This is a genomic window from Pseudomonas marginalis (assembly GCF_008692035.1).
Lineage (GTDB): Bacteria > Pseudomonadota > Gammaproteobacteria > Pseudomonadales > Pseudomonadaceae > Aquipseudomonas > Aquipseudomonas marginalis.
The window spans coordinates 1434684-1458291 of record NZ_VTFG01000001.1; the positions used below are offsets into that span (position 1 = coordinate 1434684).

The following is a 23608-nucleotide window of genomic DNA, read 5'->3' on the forward strand; positions in this document are numbered from 1 at the left end:
GCCGCTTGGCAGTTATTCAGGGTTTTCTGTCCTACCCGCCAAACCGCGGCGCTCTTAGAGTAGGCCGGTAACGCATTGCGCCTTGAGCAATCGTATCGACCTGGTCCCTGGAGCATCCCCATGAAGCAGCACATCCTCATCATCGGCGCCGGGTTCGGCGGTGTCTGGAGCGCCTTGAGCGCCGCGCGCCTGCTGGATAAACATGATCGCCATGACGTGCAGATCAGCGTCCTGGCCCCACAGCCGGCGCTACGTATTCGCCCACGTTTCTACGAGGCCGAAGTGCATGCCATGCAGGCACCGCTGGGCCCATTGTTTGCGGCAGTCGGCGTGGACTTCATCGAGGGCGCCGCCGACCGCATCGATGAACACGGCAAGCAGGTGACCTACCGCAACACGGCGGGCATCCCCACTACCCTCAAGTACGATCGCCTGGTGCTGGCCGCCGGCAGTCGTCTCAGTCGCCCGCAGATGGAAGGCCTCCAGCACGTGTTCGATGTGGACCAGATCGAAGACGCCACGCGCCTCGAAGCCCATATCAAGGGTTTGAAAAACCTGCCCGACAGCCCGGCACGCAACACCGTGGTGGTGGCCGGAGGAGGGTTTACCGGGATCGAGACCGCCACCGAAATGCCAGCACGCCTGCGCGCAGCACTGGGTGACGACGCCACTATCCGTGTGATCGTGGTGGACCGTGGCCCGCAGATCGGGGCATCCATGGGCGATGGCATTCGCCCGTCCATCGTCGAAGCCAGCCAACACCTGGGCCTCGAATGGCGATTGAACACCTCCGTGGCCGCGGTGGATGCCGGCGGCGTGACCCTGGCCGATGGGCAGCGCATCGAGTCCAGCACCGTGATCTGGACCATCGGCTTTCGCGCCAACCCGCTGACCGAACAGGTCAGCGGCACCCTTGACCCCCAGGGCCGCCTGCATGTGGACGGCAACCTCAAGGTGAAGGGCCAGGCCGATGTCTTTGCCGCCGGTGATGTGGCCTACGCCGCCACCGACGACCTCGGTCACTTCGCCGGCATGTCCTGCCAGCACGCCATCGCCCTGGGCCGCTACGCCGGCAACAACGTCGCCGCCGACCTGATCGGCGTGGCCCCGATGACCTACAGCCAGCCCAAATACGTCACCTGCCTCGACCTCGGGGCCTGGGGCGCGGTGTACACCGAGGGCTGGGATCGTCAACTCAAGCTGGTGGGCCAGGAAGCCAAGGAGCTCAAGCAGCAGATCAACACGGTGTGGATCTACCCGCCAGCCGCCGAACGGGCCACCGCCCTGGCGGCGGCTGACCCGCTGATTCCGGTGGCCTGACGCCCCACACCCGGTGCCCGCCAGCCCACTGTTTGCTGGCGAGCATAAATGCCAGGAGCGATCAGGCTCGCTCCTGCCTCAGCTTTGCGCGACACCCGTCCCAAACTTGCGAATCGCCAGGCAATACCCGATCAATGCCAGCGCCGCCAGCAACCCGCCCGCCACGCCGACCCAGGCGAAGCCGAAGTGGCTGCCGACCCAACTGCCCATCAGGGCGCCACCGCCGATGCCGATGTTGTAGATACCGGAGAACATCGCCATGGCCACGTCGGTGGCGTCCGGGGCCAGCACCAGTACCTTGGACTGCATGGCGAGGCCGAAGCCCATGATCGCCATGCCCCAGAACACGCTGAGGATCACCAGGTACGACTCGGCGCCGCTCAACGGCAGCATCAGCGCCAGGCACGCGGCCAGGATAAACACCGCGCCGACCACGAACAGGTGGGGGTTGAAGCGGTGCACCAGGCTGAACAGCAGCGAGCCGATGATGCCCGCGCCGCCGAACACCAGCAGGATCAGGGTCACCGCGCTGCCGCTCATGCCGGCCACGCCTTCAACGAAAGGTTCGATGTAGCTGTAGGCGGTGAATTGCGCGGTCACGGTCATCGCCGTGAGCACATACAACGCCACCAGCGCCGGACGCTTGAACAGCAGTGGCAGGCTGCGCAGGGAGCCGGAGTTCTGGCTCGGCAGCAAGGGCAAGGTGCGCGCCAGCCAGAACACCAGGGCGGCGGCGAACGCGCCGATCACCAGGAACGTGGTGCGCCAACCCATGGCTTCGCCGAGCAGACGCCCCAGGGGAATACCCAGCACCATCGCCAGGGACGTACCGGTGGCGAGCAGGCCGAGGGCTTGCACCTGTTTGCCTTCCGGCGCCAGGCGTACCGCCAGGGACGCGGTGATCGACCAGAACAGCGCATGGGACAGGGCAATGCCGACGCGACTGACCATCAACAGGCCGAAACTGGTGGCCACGCTGGAGAGGATATGGCTAGCGATAAACAGGCAGAACAGCACGATCAGCAGCTTGCGTCGCTCAACGTTGCGGGTCAGCAGCATCACCGGCAGCGAGGTCAGGGACACGATCCAGGCATAAATGGTGAGCATCAGGCCGACGCTGGACACGGGCATGTCGAAGCTGGCGCCAATGGCGCTGAGCAGCCCGACGGGGACGAATTCAGTGGTATTGAACACAAACGCGGCCAGCGCCAGGGCGATGACCGGTTGCCAGTTGGCTTGGGGGGTTGCGGCTGAAATGCTCATTGAAGGGCGAGGTACTCTGGCGATGATCAAGCGGCCACCCAGGACAAGCGCCGCCGCCTGGCATTCTATAGGTTTATCGGCCGTCTGTTGACGCTCATCCCCCTCAAAATACCCTCAGTTTTGTCACGGTGCCGTCATGGTGACCACGTAGTTGCCTGACTGGATCGGCTTGCCGAGGCTGTCCACCAACAGGTACGTCTGGTCGTAATAACGCCCGCTGCCGCTGTCCGCCACCAGCCGCAGACTGGCCCCGTTGACGCTGGCGACCGGCGCCATACTGCGGACATCGAACCGATTGCCACGGCTGGCGCTCGGGCAACCTGTCACGTCCATCCGGGCACCGCTGTGCGCATTTGTCGCACACAAGGGTTCGACAATGCTGCCCGTGAACCTGATGGTGCCTTGACCCGCCGGCTGCGCCGCGCCGCAGGTGCTTGCCCAAAGGCAAAGGAGACAGGTAGCTGCCGAAAAACCGTTGATACGCATGCTGATACTCCTTCCTGGGCTATTAGGAAGTAAGTCGTCAGCAAAGGCACTAACTTGAGGTTATTCGCCTTAGCGCAACAAACGGTTAAGGATCCACCTGCGCCATCAACTCCGGAATGCTCTCCGGCCGCTTGGCATAACGCTGCGCCAACGCCGCACAGACCATCAACTGGATCTGGTGAAACAGCATCAACGGCAAAATCAGCACGCCCATGCTCGCCCCGGCGAACAGCACCTGGGCCATCGGCACACCCGTGGCCAGGCTCTTCTTCGAGCCGCAGAACAGGATGGTGATGCGATCTTCCTGATTAAAGCCAAAGGCCTTGCCCAACAGGGTGGACGCCACCAGCACCAAGGCCAGCAACACGCAGCAGGCCACCACCAGGCCGCCCAGCTCCCACAGCGGGATCTGGTGCCAGATGCCTTCGTTGACCGCTTCGCTGAACGCGCCGTACACCACGAGCAGGATCGAGCCCTGGTCGACGAACTTCAGCCAGGCTTTATTGCGCCCCACCCACGCGCCGATCCAGCGGCGGGCGATCTGCCCGGCGATAAACGGCAGCAGCAGTTGCACGCTGATTTTCAGGATCGCATCGACAGTGGAGCTGCCTTCGCCGTGCACATTGAGCAACAACGTCACCAGCAATGGCGTGAGGAAGATGCCGAACAGGCTGGAGGCCGCCGCGCTGCAGATCGCCGCCGGGATGTTGCCCCGCGCCAGGGAGGTAAAGGCAATCGCCGACTGCACCGTGGCCGGCAAGGCGCAGAGGTAGAGCATGCCCATGTACAGGTCTTTGCCGATCAGCGGCGACAACACCGGTTTGAGCGCCAGGCCCAGCAGCGGGAACAGTACAAAAGTCAGGCTGAACACCAGCAGGTGCAGGCGCCAGTGGCCCGCGCCGGCGACGATGGCCTGGCGCGACAGCTTGGCGCCGTGCAGGAAAAACAGCAGCGCGATGGCCAGGTTGGTGACCCAGCCGAAGGCCACGGCGGTCTGGCCGCTGGCGGGCAGCTGGGAGGCGAGGATCACCGTGGCGATCAAGGTCAGGGTGAAGTTGTCGGGCAGAAAACGGGGGCGAGTCATAAGCGAATCTTCCGGGGGTTGCCAAGAGCGTCATGGCGACTCTAACGTAACGCCTTGTTACCGACTAACGCCAATGAGCCAGTAAATGCCGCCTAAAGGACATGCCAACACCGTACGCCGCAGTGTGCCTGGGCTTTCCAGCCTGCCACGACCGGTGTATGGGCGCACCGAATCGCTGCCCAACCGCGCCCTGACCCGCCGGCACAGCCACCCGTGGGTGCAATTGTCCTACGCCATTTCCGGGGTGCTGGAGATCCAGACCAGCGCCGGCCGCTTCGTCGCACCGCCCCAGCGGGCGGTGTGGATCCCCGCGGGCATGCCGCATCGGGTGTACAGCTCGCCCCACACCGAGATGCGCAGCCTGTACCTCGATTGCAGCGTCACCGCCTGGGCCGCCGAACGCTGCCAGGTGCTGGAGGTGAGCAGCCTGCTGCGCGAGTTGATCCGCAGCTTCAGCGAGCTGCCGGTGGAATATGCCGAGGATGGGCCGGATGGGCGCCTGGTCCAGGTAGTGCTCGACCAACTCGCCGCAGCGCCCAAGGTCGACTTGATGCTGCCATTGCCCCATGACCCAAGGTTGCGACAGATCTACCGCAGCTTGAGCCTGCGCCCGGAACAGCACACTACCCTGGGACACTGGAGCGAGAAACTGGGGGTCAGCGAAAAGACGCTGAGCCGCCTGTTTTTGAAGGACACCGGCCTGACATTTCGAGCCTGGCGCCAGCGTTTAAGGTTATTGAGCGCCCTGCCCGCCCTGGAGCAAGGCGAACGGGTCACCGATGTGGCGTTGAATTGTGGCTATGAGTCCACCTCGGCGTTCATCAACGCGTTTCGGCAGCAGTTCGATGCCACGCCCGGTGAGTTCTTCCGCTGACCTCACCGACGATGAAGAATCACTGTGGGGAGGCCCCCTACCTCTTCGACGTAGCGCGTCTAGAGGGAGTTTGCTCCCCCCACATCAGACTTGTATGTACCTTCAGATCCCAGCCTTGGCCAGGATGGCCTGGAGCAACACATCCGCCCCTGCCGTCGACCACTCGGGGGAGATCTCCTCCGCTTCGTTATGGCTCAGCCCGTCCACGCACGGTACGAAGATCATCGCGGTCGGCGCCACCTGGTTCAGGTAGCAGGCGTCGTGCCCGGCGCCGGAGATCATCGGCCGATGGCTGTAGCCCAACGCCTCGGCGGACGCGCGTACCACCTCTACACAATCGCTGTCGAAGGCAATCGGTGCGTACTGGAAGATCTGCTTAACGCTGTGCTGCAAGCCGATGCCTTCGGCGATGTGCGCCACGGCGTCGCGCAATTGCTGGTCCTGGCGTGCCAGCACGGCCTCGTCCGGGTGCCGGAATTCCACGCTGAAAAACACCCGTCCCGGCACCACGTTGCGCGAGTTGGGAAAGATATTCGCCATGCCCACCGTGGCCCGTCCTTCCGCGCCCTGCTCCAGGCCCAGCCCATTCACGGCCTCGACCACACGGGCAAAACCGAGCAGCGCATCCAGGCGATGGTCCATCGGGGTGGTGCCGGCATGGGCGCTGCGCCCGCTCAATTCGACTTCGTACCAACGCTGGCCCTGGGCACCGGTGACCACGCCAATGGTGATGCCCTGGGCTTCAAGGATCGGGCCTTGTTCGATATGCAGTTCAAAGGCGGCATGCACCGCCTGGCCACCCACCGGGTGGGGGCCGGCATAGCCGATCTGCTGCAAGGCCTGGCCGATGGTCACGCCGGCCTTGTCCACACGGGACAACCCGTATTCCAGGTCGAACACGCCAGCGTAGACGCCGGAGGAAATCATCGCCGGGGCAAAGCGCGAGCCCTCTTCGTTGGTCCAGTTGACCACTTCGATGGGCCGGTCGGTTTCAATCCCCAGGTCGTTCAGGGTGCGCAGCACTTCCACTCCGGCGAGTACGCCATAGATGCCGTCGTACTTGCCGCCGAAGGGTTGGGAATCGCCGTGGGAGCCGGTCATCACCGGTGCCAGGTGGTCATGGCGCCCGGCGCGACGCGCAAATATATTGCCCATGGCGTCCACCCGTACCGTGCAACCGGCCGCAGTGCACCAGTGCACGAACAGATCGCGGCCACGCCGGTCCTCGTCGGTCAATGCCAGGCGCGACACACCGCCCTTTTCGGTGGCACCGATCTGCGCCATCTCCATCAACGAAGCCCACAGGCGTTCGCCGTTGACCCGTGCCAGGTTACTCATGGGGTTTGGCCCGATAACGGAAGTCGCAGTGGTGCGCGCCGCCCATGATGGTCTGGGTGCGGGTCAGTTCGATGTTCGGGTTGTAGCCGACGATAAACAGCTCGTCGCGGTTGCACGACAGCAAGTGGCCGATCTCGCCCAGGCCCATCTCGTGGTACATCTCGGCGTAGCGGCAGCGCTTGACGTCGTAATCATAGTGCTCGGCATCGCTGGCGATGATCTCGACCTTGAGCGCGTCATCCTTCTCCCACAGCACTTGCAACTCCACAAAGCTCTTGAGGTCGGCGCCCTGCTCTTCCAGTGCGGCAAAATGCTTGCCGGCCTGGATCGCCGCATTGCCCACGGCTTCGCCGATCACGGCGGCGGCAAAGTCCTTGCCCTGCTCGCGCTTGAGGATCTCGTAGATGGGCTTGATGATTTCCGCCTCGATCCGGCGCCGGGCAAGGATGCCCAGTTCACCTTCCAGTTTGTTCATTGCATCTCTCCATTGACCCTTGCAGGAGCGAGCCAGCTCGCACCTGCAGAGGGGGTGGGTTTATTGGCCACCCGCCACACTCACCGGCTGCCATTGATTGGCCTTGACCTGGTAAACGGTGAACGACGGTTGCTTCAAGTTGCCCTCGGCATCGAACGCAATCGTGCCAGTCACGCCCGGATAGCTGATGGCGCGCAGCACCGGCAGGTACTTCTGTGGGTCGGTGGATCCGGCCTTCTCGATGGCCGCCACCAACACACCAACGCCGTCATAGGCAAACGGTGCATGCAGTTCGATCGCGGTTTTGTAGCGTTCCTTATAGGCCTGTTCGAACGCCTTGCCACCCGGCATCTGCGCAATCGCCAGGCCCGGCTCCAAGGCAATCACGCCCTCGCCTTCGTTCTGCGCCAGCTGCAGGAAAGTCTGGCTGACAAACCCACCGGCGCCCATCAGCGGTGCCTTGATCCCCAACTGCTTGATACGCCGGGCCAGCGGTGCAGCCTGGGCGTCGACGCCGCCGAAGAAGATCAGGTCAGGGTTCCGGCTACGAATATTGGTCAGCACGGCACTGAAGTCGATGGTCTTGTCGTCCACGTATTCGCGGGCAACCACCTTGGCACCCCCGGCCTCGATGGATTTGACGAACTGGTCCGCCAGGCCCTGGCCGAATGCGGTGCGGTCGTCGATCACGGCAATACGCTGGGCTTTCAAGGTGTTCAACGCATAGCGGCCGGCCACCTGGCCGCCATCGTCGTCGTGGCCCATGATGCGAAAGCTGGTGTCGAAGCCCTGCTGGGTGTAGGCATGCCCGGTAGCGACTGGCGCCACCTGGGCGATACCGGCGTCGTAGTATACCCGCGCTGCCGGGATGCTGGTGCCGGTGTTCCAGTGGCCGACCACGCCGACCACGCCCTCATCCACCAGGCGTTGGGCAACGGTCACGGCGGTGCGAGGGTCGGACTGGTCGTCTTCGGACACCAGCTTGAAGGTCACCGCCTCACCATTGATTGTCGGGTGCTTGGCGTTAGCCTGGTCGATGGCCAGTTGCGCGCCATTTTCCAGGTCTTTACCAATCCGGGCCGAGGGCCCGGTCAAGGGAACGGCCAGGCCGATCAGCACGGTCTGGTCGGCCTGGGCCATGGCGCTCGCCAGGCTGCTCAGGGCCAGGCCAATCAGTGCGGTTTTGTTGAAAGTCTTCATCAGTCGTTCCTGTTTCTTTTCGGGCGGGTCGGAACACGCCGGGCGTCCGGTAGCGTCATGGGTGTTTTTTCATCGAGCCGTTATTCACCGAGGTAGGCGCTGCGCACCTCGGGGTGTTCAAGCAAATCTGCGGAGGGCCCGCTGAGGCTGATGCGGCCGGTGTCCATCACATAGGCACGGTCGGTCACTTGCAGGGCCAGCCGTGCATTCTGTTCCACCAACAGCAGGGTCATGCCCTGGCGACACACGTCGTCGATCACCTGGAAGATTTTTTCCACCATGATCGGCGCCAGGCCCATGGACGGCTCATCGAGGATCAGCAAACGCGGGCGTGACAGCAGCGCACGGGCCAGGGCGAGCATCTGTTGCTCACCGCCCGAGAGCAGGCCGGCGGACTGCTGCAGGCGCTCTTCCAGGCGCGGGAAGTGTTCGAACAGCTGGCGCATTTCGCGCTGCACCTGCTCGTTGTCACGGCGCAAAAACGCACCGGACTGAAGGTTCTCCAGCACGCTCATGCGCGCAAAAATCCCGCGCCCTTCCGGGACCATGGCGATGCCCTGGCGCAGCAACTGGTCCGGCGCCTGGCCGAGGATCGAGCGCCCGGCAAAGCGGATTGCACCCTGACTGGCCGGCAGCAGACCGGTCAGCGCCTTGAGACTGGAGGTCTTGCCCGCACCGTTGGCACCGATCAGCGTCACGCGCTCCCCCTCGGCAATGTGCAAATCCAGGGATTTGACCGCCTCGATGGCGCCGTAGCGCACCTGCAAACCCTCGACGTTCAACAAGGCTTCAGACATGGGCACTGGCTCCCAGGTAGGCCTGGATCACTGCCGGGTGCTGGCGCACTTCGACGGGTGGCCCTACGGCGATGACTTGGCCGTAATCGAGCACGCTGATGCGGTCGCATACGCCCATCACCAGCTTCACGTCGTGCTCGATCAACAGCAGGGTATGGCCGTCGTCGCGGATCTTTTCCAGCAGGCCGCGCAACTGCACTTTTTCACTGGCATTCATACCCGCCGCCGGCTCATCCAGGGCCAGCAGGCGCGGTTCGGTGGCCAATGCGCGGGCGATTTCCAGGCGGCGCTGATGGCCGTAGCTCAAGCTGTCGGCGCGATAATGGGCGAACCCCGCCAGCCCGACATACGCCAGCAGGCGATGGGCGTGGGCACGGGTTTGGGCTTCCTCATCGCGAGCACGACGATGCCGGCTCAAGGCGGCCCACAGGCCATTGCGGGTGCGCACATGGCGCCCGACCATGACGTTTTCCAGGGCGCTCATGGCATTGAACAAGCGGATATTCTGAAACGTGCGGGCAATGCCGGCTTCGGCCACCTGATGCACGCTGGTCGGCCGGTACTCCCGGCCATCGAGCTGGAAGCGCCCGGAATCCGGGGTATAGAGGCCGGTCATGACATTGAAGAAGGTGGTCTTGCCCGCGCCGTTGGGGCCGATCAGCCCGTAGATTTCGCCGGCCTGGATACTCAGGCTCACATCGGTCAACGCCGCCACGCCCCCGAAGTGTTTGTTGACCCGGTCAATCTGCAGCAGAGGTGCGTTCATCGTGCCACTCCTTTGGGCCACAGCCCGGCGGGTCGATAGAGCATCGCCAGGATCAACGCGAGGCCGTAGAACAGCTGGCGGATGATTTCCGGGTCCACCAGCACTTGGCCGAACAACGCCTGCTGCAACGGGCCCATGCTCGCGCGCAACGCTTCAGGCAATGCCGCCAGCAGTACGCAGCCAAGGATCACCCCCGGGATATGGCCCATGCCGCCGAGCACCACCATCGCCAGCACCGCAATGGACTCGTTGAGGGTGAACGATTCCGGCGAGACAAAGCCCTGGAACGAGGCGAACAGCGCGCCGCTCACCCCGCCGAACGCGGCGCCAATCGCAAACGCCAGCAACTTGAGGCGCACGGTGTTCACGCCCATGGCCTGGGCCGCTTCTTCGTCCTCGCGGATCGCCACCCAGGCACGGCCGATGCGCGAGCGCTCCAGGCGAATGCAGGCAAACAGAATCAGCACCACCAGCGCGGCGAACAGGTAGTAATAGAGGTACACCGACGGCAGGCGCAGGCCGAACAGTTCCTGGGTACGGCCCAGGTTCACGCCGAGCAGGTTCACCGGATCGACCTGGGCGATGCCTTTGGGGCCATTGGTGATATTCACCGGGCGGTCGAGGTTGCGCAGCAGGATACGGATGATCTCGCCAAAGCCCAGGGTGACGATGGCCAGGTAGTCGCCGCGCAGGCGCAAGGTCGGCGCACCCAACACCACGCCGCACCCCGCCGCGAGCAAGGCGCCCAGGGGCAGGATCAACCAGATCGAGGTGTGCATGCCCGCCGGCAGCAACGCCGCCAGGGCTGGAAACTGTTGCAGCAGATGGGGCGACGACAGCAACGCGGCCAGGTAGGCGCCCACCGCGTAGAACGCGATGAACCCCATGTCCAACAGCCCCGCATAACCGACCACGATGTTCAGGCCAAGGGCGAGCATGATGTACAGCAGGGCAAAATCCAGGGTCCGCACCCAGGTGTTGCCACCGGCGTGGCCGACGATCCACGGTGCCAGCACCAGGGCCACGGCAAACAGCAGCAGGCCCAGGCTGGCGCGTTGATTGGAAGTGAGTGGGTTGATCATGCGCGGATCGCCAGACGTTCGCCCAACAGCCCCGAAGGACGGAACACCAGCACCGCGATCAGCACGATAAAGGCAAACACATCCTGATAATTGCTGCCGAACACCCCGTTGGTGGCGGCGCCCAGGTAGCCGGTGCCCAGGGCTTCGATCAGCCCCAGCAACAGGCCGCCGAGCATGGCGCCCTTGAGGTTGCCGATACCGCCCAGCACCGCGGCGGTGAAGGCTTTGATCCCCGGCAGGAAGCCCATGTAGAAATGCGCGCTGCCGTAGTTGCTGGCCATCATTACCCCGGCCAATGCCGCCAGGGCGCCGCCGATGGCGAAGGTGAGCACAATGACCCGATTCGGGTTGATGCCCATCAGGCTCGCGACCTGGGGGTTTTCCGCCACGGCACGCATGGCCCGGCCAAAGCGCGTGCGCTCGACCAGCACCAGCAGCGCGACCATCACTGACAGCGCAATGGCGATGGTGGTGAGGGCCGTGGCGTTGGTGACAGCCGGGTGCGCGGAGACCCCGGGCAGTACTTCGATGGGTTCCAGCGGCAGCAGTTGCGGGAACATTTGCGGGTTACGGGTCCAGACCAGCATCGCGATGGTTTGCAAAAGCAGCGACACCCCGATGCCGCTGATCAACGGCGCCAGGCGCGGCGCGTGACGCAACCGGCGATAAGCGACGCGCTCGATCACCACCGCCAGCGCCGCACAAAATGCCATGGCGACCAGGGTGGCCGTCAGCAACACCAGCAGCGGTGGCAACGCCGGCCAAGTCGCCTGCAACAGGCGAATCATCGACAAGCCCACGAGCGCACCGATCATCAGCACATCGCCGTGGGCGAAGTTGATGATGCGCAGGATGCCGTAGACCATGGTGTACCCCAGGGCCACCAGCGCGTAGAGACTGCCCGTCATCAAGCCGTTGAGCAGTTGTTGGATAAACCCATCCATGAAGACCGTCGACCTCAGTGCGTACAAGGGCGGCACACTAAGCATCTATTCTGTTTTTATCAAATATCAGAAAGTTATAGGGTTATGCCAAAGCAATGACAGGGTATTTGTGCCGCAAATACGGCACTTATGGCTCTTTATTTGGGCTAAAACTTGGTGTTTAATTCAATACATGAATAAATCAGAACAGTTAGCCAATGACCCTCCCCTGCGTGCCGTGCGGACGTTCGAAGCGTTTGCGCGCCATGGCGGGGTGAATGCTGCCGCACGCGAGCTGGACGTGTCCGCCTCTGCCATCAGCCATCAACTGCACCTGCTGGAAGACTTCCTGCAGCAGCCGCTGACCCTGCGCCAGGGCCGCAACCTGGTGCTGACCGATGAAGGGCGCGAGTATTACCGTGCCATCCGCTCGGCCTTTGCCGTGCTGCGCAGCGCCACCGAACATGTGCGCGAGAAAAGCGCCACCCGCCAGGTGACCATCAGCCTGATCCCGCTGTTTGGCATCAACCTGTTTATCCCGCGCCTGGAGAACTTCCTCAAAGACCACCCGGCGCTGGACATCAACGTGACCTACGCCAACCACCGCAGCTACCCCAGCGATGCCGCCGACCTGTCGATTCGCTTCGGCACCGGGCACTGGCCGGGCTATCACAGCGAACCCCTGATCTCCGGCGCGGTGACCCCCTATTGCAGCCGCAGCTTTCTCGCCCAACACGGCCCCATCGACACGCCCCAGGCCTTGAGCGAGCTGCCGTTGCTGCACGATGAAGAACGCGGCACCTGGGGCCAATGGTTCGAGGCAGCCGAGGTCGACACCACGGCGCTGAATGGCTTGCTGCTCGAAGACGGCCAACTGGCACTCACCGCCACCCTCACCGGCCTGGGCTGCGCGTTGCTGCGCGCGCCGCTGGTAGCGCCCCATGTGGCCAATGGCGAGCTGGTGAAGCTGTTTGATCTGGAGGTCAATGATGGCCGCCAGTACTACCTGTGCCGGCGAGCCAACAGTGAGTTGTCGAGCGAGGGGAATGACTTGTATGACTGGATCAAGCGCAGCTTGAATGCGGTATAGGCATTGTGGAGATCCAAATGTGGGAGGGGCGGTTTACAGGTCAGCTGCCGTTACCGCCATGGGCCTCTTCGAAGAAGTAGTCCTTCCAGCTCGCCGCCTTGTTTTTCAGTACGCCCAGTTCCTGCAATTTCTCGGCGTAGATATAGGTACGCTGCGGCACGATAGTGAAATCGATTTCCGGGTCCTGGACGATTTTTTCCACCAGGTCCAACGGCAGCTTGGACTGTTCTACGCGGATGTACGCCTTGGCCGCTGCCGGTTTGTCGGCCTTGATGATCTGCTCGGCTTCGGCCAGCGCGGCGTAGAACGCCTGGTAGGTCTTGGGGTTTTCGTCGTGGAATTTCTGCGTGGTGTAGAGCACGTTGAACGTCGCCGGACCGCCGAGGATGTCGTAGGAACTGAGCACCTTGTGCACGTTGGGGCTCAGCAGCTCCTGGTACTGGAACGGCGGACTGGAGAAGTGCGCGTTGATCTCCGAACCACCGGCAATCAACGCGGCGGTGGCGTCGGGGTGGGCCAGGCTGATGGAGATGTCATCGAATTTCTTGTAGTGGGCATCGCCGAACTGCCTGGCGGTTTCGATCTGCAAGGTCCGCGACTGGAAACCCACCCCGGCGGCAGGCACGGCGATGCGGTCCTTCTCGCTGAAGTCCTTGAGGGTCTTGACCTTGGGGTTGTTGGTCAGCAGGTAGTTGGGCATCGAGCCCAAGGAGGCGATGGCCTTGACGTTCTGCTTGCCCCTGGTACGGTCCCACAGGGTGAGCATCGGCGGCACACCGGCGGACACCACATCCAGGGCGCCGGCCAGCAGCGATTCGTTCATGGCGGTGGCGCCGGAAATGCTGTTCCATTCCACCTGGATGTCCAGGCCCTGGGCCTTGCCGTGTTTTTCGATCAGGTGCTGGTCGCGCACCACATCGAGGATCAGGTAGCCGATGCCGAATTGCTGGGCGATGCTGATCTCGCCTTCGGCCTGGGCACCGGGGCTGAGCAAGACGCTGGCGGCGGCGAGGGACGCGGCCAGGAGGGTCAGGGAGGAACGCTTGAACGTCATGGGGAATCTGCCGCGTTTTCGAGAAGGTGATGGAGCGTAGCCGCGGTTTTTTAGACAGCAAAAGAATATCTGGGTCTATTGTTATGCAAATACCCCTAAAACGGCGCGCGGCTGGTATCGTGCCGCGCTTTGAAAAAACTGCCGCACACTGCGAGGAACTGCACGTTGAACACTGACGAAAAAATGACCGGGGACCTGTTCGAGGTGGATAAGCGCCTGTCACTCAAACCCGTGGTGGACTTCAACAGCTACCTGCGCAGCGCTTTCGGCGACGGTCCGTGCACCTGCATTCGTTGCACCGCCAGCGGCGGTGACGAAACCGGTTACGCGTTCCAGCACACCTTCAGCTTCGACAGCAAACCGACCCAGCGCCGCTTTGCCTCCACGGCGGGCAGTGATGTGTTGATGGCGCTGAAAAAGGCCTGGTTGTCCTTCACCAAGGCTGAGCTGCCTTCGAGTGGCCCGCTGGCGCTTGAGACGTTGAAGGAATTTGTCGAACCGCAGTTGCACAAGCGCCTGGCGCCGCTGTTCCTCGCCAGTGGGCTGGTCAAGGAGGTGGACGGCGAGTTGCACCTGCAGCCACAAGCTGCGGCCTGAACCTAATCGTCAGCGCAAACGGGTGACGGTGAGCGCCACCACGGCGATCCGCTCCACACGCTCATAGCCGGGCTTTTCCAGCTCTTCGCCGAACACATCGGGGTCAAGTTCGCGGTAGGTCCACCCAAAGGCATCGCTGTCCAGCAACGGCGTGACGGCGGCCAGGAACGGATCCTCCCCGGCGACAATCGCCACGCCGGTGTAGAGCACCAGGCTGCCGCCCAGGGCCAGGCGCCCAACGGCCTCGCCGGCGATGCGCACCGACAGTTGCTCGCCCAGTGCCCCGCCGCCATGCCGGTAGGCCCGCTGGCGGTCGTCATTCATATAGGGCGGGTTGGCGACGATCAGGTCGAACGTGCCTTCGACGCCGCCCAGCACATCGCTGTGGTACGCCGTGACGTTCGCCAACCCGGCCAGCTCGGCATTCACCGCTGTCAGGCGCAAGGCGCGCGGGTTGATGTCCACCGCCAGCACCTCGGCGTCAGGCCCCGCCCGGGCGACCACCAACGCGCCTACACCGGCGCCGCAGCCAATGTCCACGGCGCGCTTGATCGGCTCGAAGCGCTGTTGCATATGGGCTTCGATCAGTTGGGCAAACCGATAGCTGTCAGGCCCGAAAAACACCGCGTCCGCTTGCGTGGTGGGGTACGCCGAGTGGGCAAACAGCAGGTCGTCCAGGCTCGACCAACGCACCGCACTGCGCCACAGCGCCTCGTGTTTTTCGACCACATCGGCCTGCTGCAGCTCCTCACGAAACGCCTCGGGCAACAGCTCGCGGTCAAACGGCAGCGACCAGCCGAAGACGTCCCGCAGGTCCTTCGCCAGCGGCCTCCCCTGGCGCTGGAAAAACCGCTCATGGGTCAAGGGCGTTGGCGTGATGAACCGGTAGCCATTTTCCTTCAACCCCCGGCCCAGGTTCAGCAGGGCGCGGTCGGCGAGTTGTTGTGCAGACATGGGTGATTTCCTTAGCGCAGGCGCGAACGCAGTTGGATAAAGCGGCGAGTGGCATACAACCCGGCGGGCGTGCAGTGACGCTGCGCCGACAGCCACGGGATCAGCGCATTGAGCTGCTGTTCATCGGGCAGGTTCCACAGCGAATCCACCAGCGCCTGGGTGTCCGGGTCGGACGGGCGATGCTGCTCGCGGGAGAAGCGGCTGCCGCACCCGGGCCGCACGGGCGCCACACGTTGAGCGCTGATCCAGTCACCCGCGATCCAGTCGCGCAGCAGCTGTTTCTCATAGCCGCTGAACACGCCGAACATCGCCGCGCCCGCGCCTTCGATTAATTGCCAGAAGCGACTCTCGGCCGGATCCTGGTTGCGCTTGATCCAGCCCTTGTCTTCCAGGGCCTGCAGAAAGATGCCGATCTGCCCCGGCCGCGCCAGCCATTGGTTGACGGTCTTGCCTTCGAAGCGGCAGTAATCCGAATGCATGTGCTGGCCGAACGTGCGCTTGCGTTCAAGCATGGCGACCACTTCGTCATTCAGGTTGAAGTCGTGGATAACCGCGCTGGTCCCCGGGCCGAGGTCATTCAGGCGATACCCCTCGGCCACCCGGCGATAGAACTCCTCCCTGCCCTCCCCCAGCGGCAGCAGGTTCAACACCGACTGCGCGGCCTTGCAGGCGTGGCCGCTGCTGGCATTGTCGATGGTGACGTGGAGGGTGAAGTAATACGGGTCGATGCCCAGTTCGCTCAACTCATACGCGGTGATCAGCAGGTGCAACGGCAACTGCTCATAACCGAGGTTGAAACCGATGATCTCCGGCAGAAAGTCGTCGGCGCACAGGCCCAGCGACAGTTGCAGGGCGCCTTGCAGGTAATGGTTGTCCTCAAGGCCGGCGTCGCTGTCGGCATCATGCTCGCTGAGTAACTTGCGATAGATCACCACATGATTTTGCGCCGCTTCGCCGTCACCCAGCTCTTCCAGGTAGGTGGTGAGCAGGCCGTCGAAACGCGGGTCGTGCCAATAGCGCAGCAGGCCATTGAGCCAGGCCCCGTCGACCTGTTTGGTCGGCGCCACGCGCTGCAGGAAATACAGCGCATGGGCCTTGTTCTGGAAATAACGACGTGGCCGGCCTTGCTGGCGTTGTTCCAGGTAATCGGCATAGGCCTGGGCCACGTCGGCACAGCGCTGTTCGATCCAGGCCGGCAGTTGTTCAGGCATCTGCGGCAACTCACTGGGCGCGTCGCGCACCTGCGCCAAGTGCGTGTGTAGAAACGCCCGCGCAACCTCTTCAGCGCCAGGGGCTTCGCCATACAGGTGTTGGTACAACCACTGGTACTGACCCGGTTGGGTGATGGAGGCCGGCTGGCCCGACAGCGCTGTGAGAAGCGTCATGATGGCAGTTTCCGCAAAGTCCGATCCAACCAGGCCTCCCCACAAGGAGGCCCCGCAAGCGCGCTCAACAGCACACGCGTCTAAAATGCAGAACCTGCGGGCATGGGGAAAATTCAATCGGGGTTGTGCGGCTGCGGATCAGTGGTCGTCAGTAGCCCACGCCGCGGATTCTGGCGCAGCGCAAAAGCCGGCGCGCGACGTCACTTATACAAGATCGCCTGATGGATATCCTCCAGCGCCATGATGCGCTGGGCGGCATTCAGCTTGATGGCCTCCTTGGGCATGCCGAACACCACGCAACTGGCCTCGTCCTGGGCCACCGTGGCGGCTCCGGCCTCGAGCATCTCCTTGAGCCCGCGCGCGCCGTCGTCGCCCATGCCGGTCATGATGATGCCGGTGGCGTTCCTGCCGGCGAACTTGGCCACCGAGCGAAACAGCACATCCACGGATGGCCGGTGCCGGTTGACCAAGGGCCCATCAATGACCTGGGCGTGATAATAGGCGCCGCTGCGGGTCACCATCAGGTGCTTGCCACCCGGCGCGATCAGGGCCAGGCCCGGCAGGATGCGGTCGTTGTTGCGGGCTTCGCGCACCTCGATCTCGCATACGCTGTTGAGGCGCTCGGCAAACGAGGCGGTGAATTTTTCCGGCATGTGCTGCACGATCACCATGCCTGGGCACACCCTCGGCAGTGCCGTCAGAACCGCCTCCAACGCTTGGGTACCGCCGGTGGACGTGCCGATGGCGACGATACGCTCGGTGGTCTGTGCCATGGCATGGCCATTGGCGGCAGGCAGGATCGCATCCGCGGTGAGCTTGCTGGCCGGGGCCAGTGCCGGCGCCGGGCTGGCGCTGCGCTTGCCCAGGTTCCTGACGTTGGAGTTCGCTGCGGCGCGGATCGCGGCCACCAGCTCGGCCGCCGACTCGATCAGGAAACTCTTCAACCCGGTAGTGGGCTTGGTGATGATTTCCACCGCGCCCGCCGACAGCGCCTGCAGGGAGGTTTCCGCGCCTTTCTGGGTCAGCGAGGAACAGATCACCACCGGCGTCGGCCGTTCGCTCATGATTTTCTTGAGAAAGGTGATGCCGTCCATGCGCGGCATTTCCACGTCCAGCACGATCACATCCGGCCATTCCCGGGCGAGTTTATCCATGGCGAAAATCGGGTCGGAGGCGGCGCCCATGACGTGTATATCCGGCGTATCGCTGAGAATCGCCAGCAGTACCTGGCGCACCACGGCCGAATCATCGACGAGCAGCACACTGATTTTTTTGGTAGGCATCTTGTTGAATTGTTCCCATTGGTTGGTGCCGGACCCAGACGTTGCCGTTCCACAGGTCGAACATGATCGTGCGGTAACCGGTACTGCCCATGTCCTGAGCCGTCAGGTGCAGGTGATAGCGCTCGGCCAGGGCCAGCGCCGCGCGAATATTCAGGCTGGCCACGTCCTGCGTCGGCAGGCGGCGCAGCTGGGGAAACATCTTGCCGCCGCCGAACAACTTGACCTGGTAATCCTGTGCATGGGTGCCATTGATCTCGGCGTGGCGCAGCAGCAGTTCCAGGGCTTCGTCGGCATATCGGCCGTCCAGGGGCTGATGGTCGCGCACGCGCCCCGGCAGCATGAAGTGACACATGCCGCCGATCAGCCGTTGCGGGTGCCAAAAGGTGATCGCCACGCAGGAGCCGAGCAAGGTGCGCAGGCGCGTCGGCCGCGTCGCAAAGCTGACCTGGCCAGGCGCCAATACCACTTCGGCCGTACCGACGGGCTTTTTCATGGCTTGCGGTAAATCGACGGAGCCACCAGCTTCAAGGTGTCATTGACACCGTGGAGGCTTTCCGAGTGACTGATGATCAGGTAACCGCCCGGCTTGAGCAGCGGCAACAGGCGCGCGACCACCTGGCTCTTGGTCTGCTGGTCGAAATAAATCATCACGTTGCGCAGGAAGATCACCTCGAACTCACCCAGGGCCGGCAGCGCTTCGTTAAGGTTGACCTGGACAAAATTGACGCGGCTACGCAAGGCCTTGTCGATCAGCAAGGTGCCCTCCTGGCGACCAATGCCCTTGAGGCAGTACTTGGCCAGCAGCGGTTGGGGCAATGTCTCGGTGCGTTCCAGGGAGTAATGGCCGGTGCGCGCCTTGGCCAGCACTTGGGAGCTGATGTCCGAGCCGACCACTTCCCAGGGCGTGCTGCCGAGGCTTTCGGCCAGGGTCATTGCCAGGCTGTAGGGTTCTTCCCCGGAGGAGCTGGCCGCGCTCCACACGCGAAACACCTTGCCCGGCGCGGCCCGGGGCAGCACGTGCTGACGCAGGAAGTCGAAGTGCTTGGGCTCGCGAAAAAAATAGGTTTCGTTGGTGGTCAGCAAATCCAGCGCAACCTGCAGTTCGCCCTTGCGCTGGTCATTCATGATCAGCTTGAAATACTCACCATAGCTGTGCAGCTCATAGTGCTTGAGGCGCTTGAACAGGCGCCCGGCCACCAGGGCTTTCTTGGTCGGCGACAGGTTGATGCCCGCCGCGCGGTACAGCCAGGTCTGGAACTGACCGAATTCATGGTCATCGATGGACACGGTGTCTGCCATGGTCGGGTCTCAACGCGGGTCGAGGTCGAGGGCCGGCGCCTGGCCGGCCTCGGCGAGGCTGGACATCTCATCGATGGACAGCACCTTGTCCACCTCCAGCACGATCACGAACTTGCCGTCGACCTTGGCCATGCCGCTGATGAAATCGGCGCGAATTCGTGCGCCGAAGTTGGGTGGCGGCTCGATCTGCGTCGCCGGGATCTCCCGCACCGCAGACACCGTATCGACCAGCAGCCCGATGTCCTGGGCCTGGCCATCTTCGGTACTCGCCTCGATGATAATCACGCAGGAGCGCCGGGTGATCGCCGAGTTGGCCCGGCCAAAGCGCGCCGACAGGTCGACCACCGGCACCACCGCGCCGCGCAGGTTGATCACCCCGCGTACGAACGCGGGCATCATCGGCACCACGGTCAGGCTGCCGTATTCGATAATTTCCTTGATCCCCAGAATGCCGATGGCGAACATTTCGCCGCCGAGCATGAAGGTCAGATACTGCGCATCCTCGTCGACCGCTGCTGCGGTCTGCCGAGTCGTCATTGCTGCACCCATGTCACTCTCCCTAGTAGGCCCGTATTGATCGTGGGATCAGAAGCGGGTGAAATCCGCTTCGTCCGGGGCACTGGCCATGGTGTAGGCGAACGCCTTGCGCTGCGCCGGTAGTTTTGGCTGTGGCGCCTGACGGTTGGGCTTGCTGCCCGGGCTGTCCACACTGTTGCTTTGAACCGCAGCCTTGGGCGCTGAATCCAGCACGAAAAAGCTCATGGCCTGTTGCAGTTGCTCGGCCTGGCTGCTCATTTCTTCCGCCGTGGCCGCCAGCTCCTCGCTGCTCGAGGCATTTTGCTGGGTCACCTGGTTGAGCTGGGTCATCGCGGTGTTGATCTGCGCGACACCGGCGGCCTGTTCCTCGGACGCGGCGCTGATTTCCTGCACAAGGTCGGACGTCTTGTTGATGGAGGGCACCATTTCGTCGAGCAACTTGCCGGCCTTCTCGGCCATGTCCACGCTGCTGGAGGACAGTTCACCGATTTCCTGGGCGGCAACCTGGCTGCGTTCGGCCAACTTGCGCACTTCGGCGGCCACCACGGCGAACCCCTTGCCGTGCTCGCCGGCCCGAGCGGCCTCGATGGCGGCGTTGAGCGCGAGCAGATTGGTCTGGTAGGCGATGTCATCGATGATGCTGATGCGCTGGGCGATTTTCTTCATCGCCACCACGGTCTGCTGCACCGATTCGCCGCCCTCGGTGGCTTCCTTGGCGGCCTTGCTGGCCATGCCATCGGTGACCTTGGCGTTTTCGGTGTTCTGGTTGATGCTGGCACTCATCTGCTCGACCGACGCACTGGTTTCCTCGACGCTGGCAGCCTGTTCACTGGTGGCCTGGCTCATCGATTGCGCGGTGGCGCTGACCTCCTCGGAGGCGCTGGCCAGGTTATCGGCGGCGTTACGCACCTCACCGATGATATGCGCCAGCTTGCCGACCATGTTGCGCATGGCGTTGAGCACCATGCCGGTTTCATCCTTCCCGCCCGGCTCGATGTGCGCGTTGAGGTTGCCTTCGGCCAATTGCTCGGCGGCGCTCGCGGCCTGGCGCAATGGGCGAGAAATGATCCGCGCGATGAACATCGCCAGGCCCAGGCCAATCAACAGGGCCGCGACCAGTACCGCGATGATCGACACCCGCGCGCTTTCATACAGCGCCGAGCCCTTGTCACCTGCGGCCGTTGCGCCGGCATCATTGAGTTCGACCATTTTCTGCAGACGGGCCGTCACCTCATCGAAATGCCCCTTGGATTCTCCCCTGAGCAAACCGCGCGCCTGGGCTTCCTGGTTCTGGCGAGAAAACTCAAGCACCTGCTTGCTGCTTGCAAGGTAGGCGTCCCAAGCGCTTTTCACGCTGGCCAGGAGCTGCCGATCTTCATCGTTCGACAGCAATTGCTCGTAGGTGCCCATGCGGGTTTCGAACTGTTGGCGCGCGTCGGCGGCCTCGCGTTCGGCCTGGGCCTTTTCCTCGGCAATCTCGGTGCCGATGTGGCGGTTCTCTTTCAAGCGATAGTTGGCGGCAAAAAAGCGCATGCCTGCCGCGGCACGCATGGAGGGCATCCAGTTGCCCTTGATGTCCTGGGCGGCCTGGTTGACGGCACCGAGCTGGAGGATGGCGAAGCCGCCCATGGCTCCAGTGAGCACCAGGACCACCAGGAATGAACAGATCAACTTGGTGGAAATCTTAAGATCGTAGAACCATTTCATCGGGGAACCTCCATGGAATTGCAAATGCGTCAGCGAGCGACGGCCGGTGGCGACTGAGATGCCTGGGCCGTGCGGGCTTCCAGTTGTACGATTTGGTTGAGCAGTACCGGTACATCCAGGATCAGGGCCACCGCGCCGCTGCCCAATATGGTCGAGCCGCTGATGCCACGCAGTGCACCGAACAGCTTGCCCAGGGGTTTGATCACGGTCTGGAACTCGCCGAGCAGGTCATCCACCACCAGCCCGGCCTTATGCTCGGCGTAACGCACCACCACCACATTCTGGCGTCGGGACGCGGGGCCTTCGTGAGTGAAGTGATCGCGCAGGTGCACCAACGGCAACACCTGGCCACGCAGGTCCAGGTAGCCCGTGTCGCGACTGGACTGGCGCTGCTGTTCATCCAGCTCGATACACTCCTGGACCATGTCCAGGGGAATCACGTAGGTGGATTGGTCGATGCCGACCAGGAACCCATTGATGATCGCCAGGGTCAGCGGCAAGCGAATACGCACCACGGTGCCCTGGCCGGGGCGGCTGTCGAGGTCGACGGTGCCTCGCAACAAGGTGATATTGCGCTTGACCACGTCCATGCCGACACCGCGCCCGGACAGGTTGGTCACCGCCTCGGCGGTGGAGAACCCGGCTTCGAAGATCAGGTTGTAGATCTCCTGGTCGGTGAGCACCGCACCGCTGGCCACCAGCCCGCGCTCCTGGGCCTTTTGCAGGATGCGATCGCGGTTGAGGCCGGCGCCGTCGTCGGCGATCTCGATGACGATGCTCCCCGAGTCGTGGTAGGCATTGAGGCTCAGATGGCCCTTGGCCGACTTGCCGGCCGCACGCCGCGCATCGGCGCTTTCGATACCGTGGTCCATGGCGTTGCGCAACAGGTGCATCAGCGGGTCGCCGATCTTCTCGACCACGGTCTTGTCCAGTTCGGTTTCCGCGCCGCTGATGCTCAGTTCGATGTCCTTGCCCAGCTCCTGGCTGATATCGCGCACCACGCGGCGAAAGCGGTTGAACGTGTCGCCGATGGGGATCATGCGCAAATGCAGGGCGCCATCGAGGATCTCTTCCACCAGCCCCGAGACTGTCGAGGAGGCCTCGTGCAACGGGTCGTTGTTACAGGACCGGGCCAGCAGGTTCGCGCCGGCGCTGGCGATGACCAGCTCGCCGACCAGATTGATCAATTCGTCGAGTTTGTCGGCGTTGACGCGCACGTAATTGCCGTCGCGGGTTTTCGCTTCGCCGGCTGCCGGACGCTGGGGTGCGGCGGTCACAAGGCCCGGCTCGACCGGCGTGACCAACTCGCCAGCGATGGCCGCTGTGCTGTCGGGCGCTTCATCGACGGCACTGATGTGTACCTCACAGTCGTCACGCACGAAATCGAACACCTCGTTGAGGCTGGCGTGGCTGGCCGTCGAGCGCAGGTCGATCTCGAAACCCAGGTAGCAGCTTTCCGGGTCCCAGCTGTCCATGGGCGGGATGCTATCGGTCAGGGTGGCGACCTGTATCAACTGCCCCAAGGTCTCGAGGTAGCGCAGAAATGACAGCGGGTCCATGCCATTACGGAACACATCCGTGCCGAAGCGCAGGGAAATATGCCAAAGCACTTCGACCGCCACGTCGTCGGTCACCTCGGCGGTTTCGACGCTGGCAACGGCGGTTCGCATCGGCTGGTAGGCACTCAGCGCCTCGCGCAATGCCTCACCGCGTTCCAGCGCGGCAGGGGTCGGCGTCTCACCGCGGTTGGCGACCACTTCGACCAGTTCGAGTATGTGGTCGCCGCACTTGAGCAGCAGCGCGATCAAGGCGGCGTCCACCGCCACACTGCCTTCGCGCAGGCGGTCAAGCACGTCTTCGACGATATGGGTGAACCCGACGATCGACGCCAGGCCGAAAAGGCCCGCCGAACCCTTGATGGTGTGCGCGGCGCGGAAAATCGCGCCGATGGCATCCTGGTCGCCGGGCTCGCTTTCCAATTGCAGCAGGGATTGCTCCATGGCCTGCAACAGCTCGCGTGCCTCAACGATGAATGTCTGTTGTGCCTGATCGAGATTGATGCTCACCGTGACTTTCCTTGTCGATCAAAAAACC

At 63.3% G+C, this 23608-nt stretch carries 23 protein-coding genes; 4 read left to right on the plus strand and 19 right to left on the minus strand.

Annotation, left to right across the window (positions count from 1 at the left end; genetic code table 11):
• Positions 1–120: 120 nt before the first annotated feature.
• Positions 121–1320 (plus strand): NAD(P)/FAD-dependent oxidoreductase, encoded by a 1200-nt coding sequence (locus FX984_RS06300; RefSeq protein ID WP_108572731.1) that lies wholly within the window; start codon positions 121–123, stop codon positions 1318–1320.
• A gap of 78 nt (positions 1321–1398) precedes the next feature.
• Here FX984_RS06300 and FX984_RS06305 read toward each other — a convergent pair whose 3' ends face one another.
• From FX984_RS06305 to FX984_RS06315, 3 genes are all read right to left on the minus strand, one after another.
• Entirely contained in the window at positions 1399–2583 is a 1185-nt protein-coding gene (locus FX984_RS06305) for a sugar transporter (RefSeq protein ID WP_108572729.1), read from the minus strand.
• A gap of 123 nt (positions 2584–2706) precedes the next feature.
• Positions 2707–3069 (minus strand): hypothetical protein, encoded by a 363-nt coding sequence (locus FX984_RS06310; RefSeq protein ID WP_027607272.1) that lies wholly within the window; start codon positions 3067–3069, stop codon positions 2707–2709.
• Positions 3070–3154: 85 nt separating this feature from the next.
• Positions 3155–4153: a bile acid:sodium symporter family protein gene (locus FX984_RS06315; protein ID WP_146477185.1), complete on the minus strand. Its 999-nt coding sequence runs from the start codon at positions 4151–4153 to the stop codon at positions 3155–3157.
• Between the two features lie 85 nt (positions 4154–4238).
• On the opposite strand from FX984_RS06315, the gene FX984_RS06320 reads away from it, so the two are divergent.
• Entirely contained in the window at positions 4239–5027 is a 789-nt protein-coding gene (locus tag FX984_RS06320) for an AraC family transcriptional regulator (RefSeq protein ID WP_027607274.1), read from the plus strand.
• 102 nt (positions 5028–5129) lie between these two features.
• On the opposite strand, the gene FX984_RS06325 is transcribed toward FX984_RS06320, so the two are convergent.
• The 7 genes from FX984_RS06325 to FX984_RS06355 form a co-directional block, all read right to left on the minus strand.
• Positions 5130–6365 (minus strand): Zn-dependent hydrolase, encoded by a 1236-nt coding sequence (locus FX984_RS06325; RefSeq protein WP_027607275.1) that lies wholly within the window; start codon positions 6363–6365, stop codon positions 5130–5132.
• Positions 6358–6840, minus strand: coding sequence for an L-2-amino-thiazoline-4-carboxylic acid hydrolase (locus FX984_RS06330; RefSeq protein ID WP_092357406.1), 483 nt, complete (start codon positions 6838–6840; stop codon positions 6358–6360). The genes FX984_RS06325 and FX984_RS06330 overlap by 8 nt, the downstream gene beginning before the upstream one ends.
• Positions 6841–6900: 60 nt before the next feature.
• A complete protein-coding gene (locus tag FX984_RS06335; RefSeq protein ID WP_146477183.1) occupies positions 6901–8040 on the minus strand; it encodes a branched-chain amino acid ABC transporter substrate-binding protein in 1140 nt (379 codons plus the stop codon).
• An 80-nt stretch (positions 8041–8120) separates the two neighbouring features.
• A complete protein-coding gene (locus FX984_RS06340; RefSeq protein ID WP_027607278.1) occupies positions 8121–8837 on the minus strand; it encodes an ABC transporter ATP-binding protein in 717 nt (238 codons plus the stop codon).
• Complete coding sequence (locus FX984_RS06345; RefSeq protein ID WP_027607279.1) at positions 8830–9603, minus strand: ABC transporter ATP-binding protein; 774 nt, start codon at positions 9601–9603, stop codon at positions 8830–8832. The genes FX984_RS06340 and FX984_RS06345 overlap by 8 nt, the downstream gene beginning before the upstream one ends.
• Positions 9600–10685: an ABC transporter permease subunit gene (locus FX984_RS06350; protein WP_092357412.1), complete on the minus strand. Its 1086-nt coding sequence runs from the start codon at positions 10683–10685 to the stop codon at positions 9600–9602. Before FX984_RS06350 ends, FX984_RS06345 begins: the two co-directional genes overlap by 4 nt.
• The gene (locus FX984_RS06355) at positions 10682–11629 is read right to left on the minus strand and encodes a branched-chain amino acid ABC transporter permease (RefSeq protein ID WP_027607281.1); all 948 of its coding nucleotides are present in this window, start codon (positions 11627–11629) and stop codon (positions 10682–10684) included. Before FX984_RS06355 ends, FX984_RS06350 begins: the two co-directional genes overlap by 4 nt.
• Positions 11630–11801: 172 nt before the next feature.
• Between FX984_RS06355 and FX984_RS06360 the strand changes: the two genes are divergently transcribed.
• Entirely contained in the window at positions 11802–12698 is an 897-nt protein-coding gene (locus FX984_RS06360) for a LysR substrate-binding domain-containing protein (RefSeq protein WP_092357414.1), read from the plus strand.
• A 40-nt stretch (positions 12699–12738) separates the two neighbouring features.
• Here FX984_RS06360 and FX984_RS06365 read toward each other — a convergent pair whose 3' ends face one another.
• Positions 12739–13752, minus strand: a complete 1014-nt coding sequence (locus FX984_RS06365) for an ABC transporter substrate-binding protein (RefSeq protein WP_146477181.1) — start codon at positions 13750–13752, stop codon at positions 12739–12741.
• 165 nt (positions 13753–13917) lie between these two features.
• Between FX984_RS06365 and FX984_RS06370 the strand changes: the two genes are divergently transcribed.
• Positions 13918–14349, plus strand: coding sequence for a hypothetical protein (locus FX984_RS06370; RefSeq protein WP_146477179.1), 432 nt, complete (start codon positions 13918–13920; stop codon positions 14347–14349).
• A gap of 9 nt (positions 14350–14358) precedes the next feature.
• On the opposite strand, the gene FX984_RS06375 is transcribed toward FX984_RS06370, so the two are convergent.
• The 8 genes from FX984_RS06375 to FX984_RS06410 all read right to left on the minus strand — a co-directional run bounded on the left by FX984_RS06375 (position 14359) and on the right by FX984_RS06410 (position 23580).
• Positions 14359–15303 carry a class I SAM-dependent methyltransferase gene (locus FX984_RS06375; protein ID WP_146477177.1) on the minus strand — a complete coding sequence of 315 codons (945 nt, stop codon included), beginning with the start codon at positions 15301–15303 and terminating at the stop codon, positions 14359–14361.
• Between the two features lie 11 nt (positions 15304–15314).
• On the minus strand, positions 15315–16688 hold the full coding sequence (locus FX984_RS06380) for an iron-containing redox enzyme family protein (protein ID WP_146477175.1): 1374 nt from the start codon (positions 16686–16688) through the stop codon (positions 15315–15317).
• 200 nt (positions 16689–16888) lie between these two features.
• On the minus strand, positions 16889–17971 hold the full coding sequence (locus tag FX984_RS06385) for a protein-glutamate methylesterase/protein-glutamine glutaminase (protein WP_027607287.1): 1083 nt from the start codon (positions 17969–17971) through the stop codon (positions 16889–16891).
• Positions 17934–18464 (minus strand): chemoreceptor glutamine deamidase CheD, encoded by a 531-nt coding sequence (gene cheD, locus FX984_RS06390; protein WP_027607288.1) that lies wholly within the window; start codon positions 18462–18464, stop codon positions 17934–17936. The genes FX984_RS06385 and cheD overlap by 38 nt, the downstream gene beginning before the upstream one ends.
• A complete protein-coding gene (locus FX984_RS06395; RefSeq protein ID WP_065924564.1) occupies positions 18461–19270 on the minus strand; it encodes a CheR family methyltransferase in 810 nt (269 codons plus the stop codon). Before FX984_RS06395 ends, cheD begins: the two co-directional genes overlap by 4 nt.
• 9 nt (positions 19271–19279) lie before the next feature.
• Positions 19280–19819, minus strand: a complete 540-nt coding sequence (locus FX984_RS06400; protein ID WP_027607290.1) for a chemotaxis protein CheW — start codon at positions 19817–19819, stop codon at positions 19280–19282.
• Between the two features lie 36 nt (positions 19820–19855).
• Positions 19856–21514 (minus strand): methyl-accepting chemotaxis protein, encoded by a 1659-nt coding sequence (locus FX984_RS06405; RefSeq protein ID WP_027607291.1) that lies wholly within the window; start codon positions 21512–21514, stop codon positions 19856–19858.
• Positions 21515–21543: 29 nt separating this feature from the next.
• Positions 21544–23580: a chemotaxis protein CheA gene (locus FX984_RS06410; protein WP_146477173.1), complete on the minus strand. Its 2037-nt coding sequence runs from the start codon at positions 23578–23580 to the stop codon at positions 21544–21546.
• Positions 23581–23608 lie beyond the last annotated feature (28 nt).

Bases quoted from the DNA above. Each gene is read 5' to 3' on its own strand.
- FX984_RS06310 (WP_027607272.1), bottom strand. From the start codon at position 3,069: ATGCGTATCAACGGTTTTTCGGCAGCTACCTGTCTCCTTTGCCTTTGG.
- FX984_RS06300 (WP_108572731.1), top strand. From the start codon at position 121: ATGAAGCAGCACATCCTCATCATCGGCGCCGGGTTCGGCGGTGTCTGG.
- FX984_RS06360 (WP_092357414.1), top strand. From the start codon at position 11,802: ATGAATAAATCAGAACAGTTAGCCAATGACCCTCCCCTGCGTGCCGTG.
- FX984_RS06325 (WP_027607275.1), bottom strand. From the start codon at position 6,365: ATGAGTAACCTGGCACGGGTCAACGGCGAACGCCTGTGGGCTTCGTTG.
- FX984_RS06385 (WP_027607287.1), bottom strand. From the start codon at position 17,971: ATGCCTACCAAAAAAATCAGTGTGCTGCTCGTCGATGATTCGGCCGTG.
- cheD (WP_027607288.1), bottom strand. From the start codon at position 18,464: ATGAAAAAGCCCGTCGGTACGGCCGAAGTGGTATTGGCGCCTGGCCAG.
- FX984_RS06365 (WP_146477181.1), bottom strand. From the start codon at position 13,752: ATGACGTTCAAGCGTTCCTCCCTGACCCTCCTGGCCGCGTCCCTCGCC.
- FX984_RS06395 (WP_065924564.1), bottom strand. From the start codon at position 19,270: ATGGCAGACACCGTGTCCATCGATGACCATGAATTCGGTCAGTTCCAG.
- FX984_RS06355 (WP_027607281.1), bottom strand. From the start codon at position 11,629: ATGGATGGGTTTATCCAACAACTGCTCAACGGCTTGATGACGGGCAGT.
- FX984_RS06375 (WP_146477177.1), bottom strand. From the start codon at position 15,303: ATGTCTGCACAACAACTCGCCGACCGCGCCCTGCTGAACCTGGGCCGG.
- FX984_RS06330 (WP_092357406.1), bottom strand. From the start codon at position 6,840: ATGAACAAACTGGAAGGTGAACTGGGCATCCTTGCCCGGCGCCGGATC.
- FX984_RS06380 (WP_146477175.1), bottom strand. From the start codon at position 16,688: ATGACGCTTCTCACAGCGCTGTCGGGCCAGCCGGCCTCCATCACCCAA.
- FX984_RS06315 (WP_146477185.1), bottom strand. From the start codon at position 4,153: ATGACTCGCCCCCGTTTTCTGCCCGACAACTTCACCCTGACCTTGATC.
- FX984_RS06335 (WP_146477183.1), bottom strand. From the start codon at position 8,040: ATGAAGACTTTCAACAAAACCGCACTGATTGGCCTGGCCCTGAGCAGC.
- FX984_RS06350 (WP_092357412.1), bottom strand. From the start codon at position 10,685: ATGATCAACCCACTCACTTCCAATCAACGCGCCAGCCTGGGCCTGCTG.
- FX984_RS06340 (WP_027607278.1), bottom strand. From the start codon at position 8,837: ATGTCTGAAGCCTTGTTGAACGTCGAGGGTTTGCAGGTGCGCTACGGC.
- FX984_RS06400 (WP_027607290.1), bottom strand. From the start codon at position 19,819: ATGGGTGCAGCAATGACGACTCGGCAGACCGCAGCAGCGGTCGACGAG.
- FX984_RS06345 (WP_027607279.1), bottom strand. From the start codon at position 9,603: ATGAACGCACCTCTGCTGCAGATTGACCGGGTCAACAAACACTTCGGG.
- FX984_RS06320 (WP_027607274.1), top strand. From the start codon at position 4,239: ATGCCGCCTAAAGGACATGCCAACACCGTACGCCGCAGTGTGCCTGGG.
- FX984_RS06405 (WP_027607291.1), bottom strand. From the start codon at position 21,514: ATGAAATGGTTCTACGATCTTAAGATTTCCACCAAGTTGATCTGTTCA.
- FX984_RS06305 (WP_108572729.1), bottom strand. From the start codon at position 2,583: ATGAGCATTTCAGCCGCAACCCCCCAAGCCAACTGGCAACCGGTCATC.